The organism is Promicromonospora kroppenstedtii DSM 19349 (assembly GCF_000515355.1).
GTDB classification, from domain to species: Bacteria; Actinomycetota; Actinomycetes; order Actinomycetales; family Cellulomonadaceae; genus Promicromonospora; species Promicromonospora kroppenstedtii.
On sequence record NZ_KI911686.1, the window covers coordinates 322,747 to 328,668 of the forward strand.

Genomic DNA, 5,922 nt, shown 5'->3' on the forward strand with positions numbered 1-5,922 from the left:
TCGCCGCCGCCTGGTCCCGCCTGGGCGCCCTGCTGGCCGACGACGGCACGCCTTCGCCCGCCTTCGAGGCCGCGCTGCACGGGGCGCCGGTGCCCATGTCCCCGTGGCAGCGCGTGCGCATGCTGGTGGCCTACGGCCGGTATGCCGTGACCCGCGGGGGCCGCGCGACGGGCACCGCGATGCTCGACGAGGCCCGGACGCTGGTCCGGCTCGCGGGCATGGCGGGCTGGTTGCGCGGGATCGACGTGTTCCTCGCCGAGGCGGACGCGAGCGGCGGTGCCGGCCCCGAGTGGGAGGTGCTGGGGAGGCACGAGCGGGAGATGGTCCGGCTCGCGGTGCACGGTGCGACCAACTCCCAGATCGCCCAGGCCACGTTCGTGTCCGAGCGGACCGTCGTGAACCGGCTGCGGCAGGCCTACACGACCCTCGGTATCCGCGACCGGCGCGACCTGGTCCGGCTCGCGGAGACCCGGCCGCCCGCCTGGCTCGCCGGCGGGTAGCTTCCCGAGCGCAGATTTTTCACCCGCTCGCTCGACTGTTTTTCACCCGGCATTCCGGACTTCTTTCGCTTCTCTCCGCCATTGTGCGTACACCTGCTTTTGGCGCGCCTCGAATCGTCTCGAACGCAGTCGCGGTTGCGTTGGATTGCGTCAGCGCACGATTACCGCTCTGCCTGGCAGGCGGCTGAGAACCACTGTTCCCTGAGGGCCGGGAGCCGGTGCGCCTCATGCGACCGCCCCGAAGATCCGGACGTGATCACGTACCGATCCGGACGCTTTTTCTTAAGCGCGAATGTGGAGGAGTGAGTTCCGTTGAACCCAACGCAAGTACCGTCACGCCGTCGAAGGGGTGGCCTCGTACTGCGCCGATCTCTGGTGACGGTCGCGGCTTCGGCCCTTGTGGTTACGGCCACGGGTCTGCCGGCAGTCGCCGCCGTTGACAACTACCCGGACGAGCCGTCGGAGGCCGCCGCGAGCGTCCTCGACTCGACGCTCTTCCAGAAGGCGCTGGCAGCAGCCGCCTACTCCGAGGCCGGCTCGGTCTCGAACGCAGGCCCGAACGAGGGCAACCTGAACGTCGAGCTGCTCGGCTCGGAGCTCGTTCACCTCGGTGACGTCGAGGTCCGCCTCGACGAGATCCTGGACTTCGGTCAGCTCGGTGCGCTCGCCAGCCGCAGCGAGGCCTCGGGTCCGCTCGACGCCCACGCGATCTCCGGCCTGGCCGGCGCCGACGGCGGCGTGACCCTGGACGGCGAGACCGACGACTTCGGCAAGGCGACGGTGGACGTCCTGTCCGTGGCGCGTCTGCTGGGCGTCGACGGCCTCACGGACCAGATCGTCGACCAGCTCCTGCTCGAGGCGGGCGCCGGCGCGGCCGAGGTCAAGGCCGAGGACGGCGTCATCCTGGACCAGGACGGCGTGGGTGGCCTCGGCCAGTACCGCGTGGCCGACCTGGACCTGACGCTGCACTCCCCGGTCATCGAGGACGCTGCCTCGTCGATCTACGACATCGGCGGCACCATCGACACCACCGTCGAGGACCTCGTCAACGAGAACCTGGACGAGAGCGCCCTGACCGGCCTCTTCGACGCGATCCCCGGCGTCCCGACGCCGTCGATCACCGTCGACAGCAACATGCAGGAGAACCTGTTCCAGTCCGTCGTGGGCGAGCCGATCACCTCGAAGAACCAGCTCATCACGATCGACCTGTCGACCGGCCAGCTCGAGGTCCACCTCGACAAGCTCGTCGACGGCCCGAACGAGGGTGGCATCAACGCGCTCGACCCGAACACCGAGCTCATCGACGACACGACCTACCCGCTGATCGCGGAGACCGTGCACGAGCTGATGGAGGAAGTCACCAACATCCTCATCGGCGCGATCGAGGACTCGCTGAACTCGGTGACGATCAACATCGCCTTCACCGACGAGAGCCCGCTGGGCAACCTCGACGTCTCGTGGTCGCTGCCGCTGGCCGACGCCGTGAACGGCAACTTCCCCGAGGCCGTGAACAACAGCACGGGCACGATGGCCCCGGTCGCCGAGCTGCTGGTCGGCACCATCAACACGGTGGGCCCGGCCCTGGCGCCGATCCTGGCCCCGGTCTACGACCTGCTGATCAGCGACGAGGGTGACAACATCTTCGACCTGCTGATCAACGACCTCAAGACCGACGCCATCACGAAGCCGATCCGCGAGCTGCTCTCGCCGGTCTTCGACGTCCTGTCGCAGGTGCTGTCGATCACGATCAACCGCCAGGTCACGACCGAGGGTGTTGCCCCGACGTCGACCAAGGCCGCTGCTGCCGAGACCTCCTTCGAGCTGTCGGCGCTGAGCATCGCCCTGCTGCCGGCCAACGAGGTCGCGCGCATCAACCTGGGCAACGCCGCCGTCCGCATCGGTGGCGACGACGGTGGCTCGGGCGAGATCGACCCGACCCTGACCGCCGTGCCGGCCTCGGTCGCGCCCGGTCAGTCGACCGTCGCGACCGGTGAGGGCTACACGCCGGACTCGACCGCGACCGTCCAGCTCACCGACCCCGAGGGCAACCCCGTGGGTGACGCGATCGCCGTCGACACCGACTCCGAGGGTGGCTTCACCACCCCCGTGCCGGTGCCGGACGACGCCGAGCTCGGTGACTACACGGTCGTCGGCACCGACGACACGACCGGTGAGGCCGCCGAGGCCCCGCTGGCAGTCGTCGCCGGTTCCGACATCTGCGCCATGGACCCGACCCTGACGGTCGAGCCCAACGCCGCCTACCCGGGCGACACCGTCTCCGTCGTGGGCCAGGGCTTCCCGGCCGGCGTGCCGGTCACGGTCCAGCTGCGTGACGCCGAGGGCAACCCGGTCGGGGACCCGATCACGGTCACCCCGGACGAGGCCTGCGGCTTCATCACCGACCTCACGGTTCCCGAGGACGCCGAGCCCGGCGACCACGTCGTGGGCGCGGAGCCGGAGGACGGCAGCGAGGGTGCCGAGGCGCCCCTGGAGATCCTCGACCCGGGCACCAACAACCCGGGCGAGTGCACGGACCCGGCCATCACGGCCGACCCGACCATGGTCCGCGCGGGCGAAGAGGTGACCATCACCGGTACCGGCTTCCCGGCCGGCGCCAACGTCACCGTGCAGCTCCAGACCACCGACGGTGAGAAGATCGGCGAGCCGGTCACCGTGAAGGTGGACGAGGACTGCGGCTTCACCACTCCGATCACCGTCCCCGAGGACACCCCGCCGGGCGTCATCATCGTGGACGCACAGCCGGACGACGGCAGCGAGGGCGCACAGACGCCGATCGCCGTCGTCGACACGGTCGGTGGCGACGGGCGCGACCTGACGGCGCGCTTCGAGCACCCGACCGCCCAGCTGGGCGACGAGCAGACCTTCTACGCCTCGGGCTTCGAGCCCGGTGAGGTCGTCGTGGGCCTGATCAACTCGGAGAGCTTCGCGCTCCAGGCACAGGAGGCCGACGCCGAGGGCAACGTCCAGTGGACGTTCACCGTCGACGAGCGGCTCGACCTGGGCGAGCACCAGGGCATCGCGGTCAGCACCGAGCAGGGCGACTCCGCGTCGGCCACGTTCGAGGTCGTCGCCGCCACCGCTGGTGGCAACGGTGACGGTGGCCTCGCCTCCACGGGTGCGAACGTCGGCATCCTGATCGCCGCGACGGTGCTGCTGCTCGGCGCCGGTGCGGTCATGATCAAGCGTCGCCGCGAGATCAGCCAGGCCTTCGCCACCGCGATGGGCCGCATGTCCGACGACTCGCGTTCCGCCTGACGGACCGAGTCTCTGACGAAGCAGTAGACGGACGCAGCGGTCAGGCGTCCGAAGCAGACCGGCCCGGTGCGACTCGTCGCACCGGGCCGGTCCTGTCAGGAAAGGGTCCGCAGGGGGCCGAGAGCTGAGCGAAGGAGAGGGAACCGTGCGCGAGGTGTCGTCGAAACGGAGGTTGGTCCCGGCGATCGTCGCGGCGGCCGCCATCGTCTCGCTCGTCGTGGCCGCGATCATGGTGGTGGAGCAGGCCCTGCCCGCCGCGCCGAGCCCGCGCGACGAGGACCCGCGGGTGCAGGGCAGTGCGCACGTGAAGTGCGCCGAGAACGAACCGCTCGCGCAGGAGCTGCTCAGCGGCTCCGTGTGGACCATGTGCTGGCGCGTCGACGCGAGCCGCGGCCTGGTGCTCGAGGACGTGCACTTCACGCCCGCCGGCGCCGATCCGGTGCTGGTGCTCGCCGAGCTGTCGATCGGGCAGCTCGAGGTGCCGTACGACACCGGCCTGCGCAACACCGAGGACATCACCACACAGGGCTTCGGCGGCAGCCACATCATGACCCTCACCGAGCCGGAGTGCCTCGGGGAGCGGCTCGAGACCTACGTGCCGAAGATCGGCGACGGCACGATGGGCGGCGGCGGCCAGGATCGTGCCGTGCTCTGCCAGGAGGTGGTCGACGGCGGCATCGCCTACCGCAGCGGCGACACCACGGGAACCGAGGTGGCCCGGCGCACGGACCTGCGGCTCTCCACGATCTCGAAGGTGGGCTGGTACGAGTACGTCAGCCAGTACACGTTCGGCGGCGACGGCAGCATCCGGTCCGACCTGGGCGCGACCGGCGACCTCTCCCCCGAGGACTACGGGGACGACCCGGCCCACGGCTGGCCCGTCGGCCCCGGCGACACCGACTACGCCACCAGCCACTCGCACAACGCCGTCTGGCGGGTGCACTGGGCCCTCGGCGGCCGGGGCGGCCAGGTCGTCGAGCAGTACGACGCCGCGCCGACCGGCGAGGTGGGTCCGCGCGCTCCGCTCGTCGAGGGCGGCCTGACGCGCATCCCGCGCGAGGGCACGGCCAAGGCGGCGGACCGGCGCTGGTGGCGCGTGGTGAACCCCGAGGTGCTCAACGCGGACCAGCACCCGATCTCGTACCAGATCGAGCTGGGGGCGACGACGCCGTTCCAGCTCACGCAGGACCACGAGCACACGGGTGGCGCTGACGGCGGCGACAGCGACGGCGGCTACGCGCTCGCGTTCACCGAGGCCGACGACTGCCAGCTCTACGCGACGGCCAACAAGGACGGCTCCTGCGGCGCGGGCGTGCTCGACTTCGCGCAGGACGAGGCGGAGCTGTCCGACGTCGTCACGTGGGTCGCCGTCGGGTTCCACCACGTGGCGCGCGACGAGGACCAGAGCCCCATGGAGATGCACTGGCAGGGCTTCACGCTCACGCCGCGGGACCTCACCGCGCAGCGCGTCGACCCGCCGTCGGCCCGCGAGGACGTCAACGGAAGGCCCGCCGACACCCGCTGAGCCGGGTCCTGAGCCTCAGGGACCGCTGCCCCCTCAGGCCTTCCGCGCCTCCACGAGCGTACGGCGGCTGTGGCAGACGAAGGACCCGTGCTCCGCGATGTGGTCGTACAGCGCGCGCAGCCGGTCGCGGTACCTGTCCACAGTGAAGTCGGGCACCGTCCACAGGACCTTGCGCAGGAAGTGCACCACCGCGGCCACATCGAAGAACTCCACCCGGGTCCGCGCGTCCCGCAGGTCCACCACGTCCAGCCCGGCGTCGGCCACCCGGGCGCGCAGCCGGTCCACGTACGCGTCGTCGTCGTTCGCCTGCGGGCCCATGAGGAACTCGTACAGCTCACGGTTGGAGCCCGCGCCCACCTCCTGGACCAGCAGCCTGCCACCGGGCGCCAGCACCCGCGCGGCCTCGCGGTACGGGAACGCGACCGGGTGGCGTCCCGTGACCAGGTCGAACGTGCCGTCGTCGAACGGCAGGGCGCCGTCGCCGCCGTCGACCAGGTGCACCACGCCCCCGTAGGGGCGCAGCGCGGCCGAGGCGAGCGAGTGGTTCGGCGCCCACGCCTCCGTGGCGCGCACGACGCCGGGTACCCGCACCGCCAGCCCCAGCGCCTCGGCGAAGACCTC

Annotated in this window: 4 protein-coding genes; 3 read left to right on the plus strand and 1 reads right to left on the minus strand. The window is 71.1% G+C overall.

The window, feature by feature from the left end; genetic code table 11:
• The 3 genes from PROKR_RS16170 to PROKR_RS16180 all read left to right on the plus strand — a co-directional run.
• A partial coding sequence (locus PROKR_RS16170) for a helix-turn-helix transcriptional regulator (RefSeq protein ID WP_036964607.1) occupies positions 1 to 500 on the plus strand: 500 nt, incomplete at its 5' end.
• A 399-nt stretch (positions 501 to 899) separates the two neighbouring features.
• Positions 900 to 3,776, plus strand: coding sequence for a choice-of-anchor G family protein (locus PROKR_RS16175; RefSeq protein WP_036964608.1), 2,877 nt, complete (start codon positions 900 to 902; stop codon positions 3,774 to 3,776).
• Positions 3,777 to 3,921: 145 nt separating this feature from the next.
• A complete protein-coding gene (locus PROKR_RS16180) occupies positions 3,922 to 5,301 on the plus strand; it encodes a copper amine oxidase (protein ID WP_036964609.1) in 1,380 nt (459 codons plus the stop codon).
• A 33-nt stretch (positions 5,302 to 5,334) separates the two neighbouring features.
• Here the strand turns inward: PROKR_RS16180 and PROKR_RS16185 are convergent.
• Positions 5,335 to 5,922: class I SAM-dependent methyltransferase (locus tag PROKR_RS16185; RefSeq protein WP_036964610.1), on the minus strand; the 588-nt coding region annotated here is incomplete at its 5' end.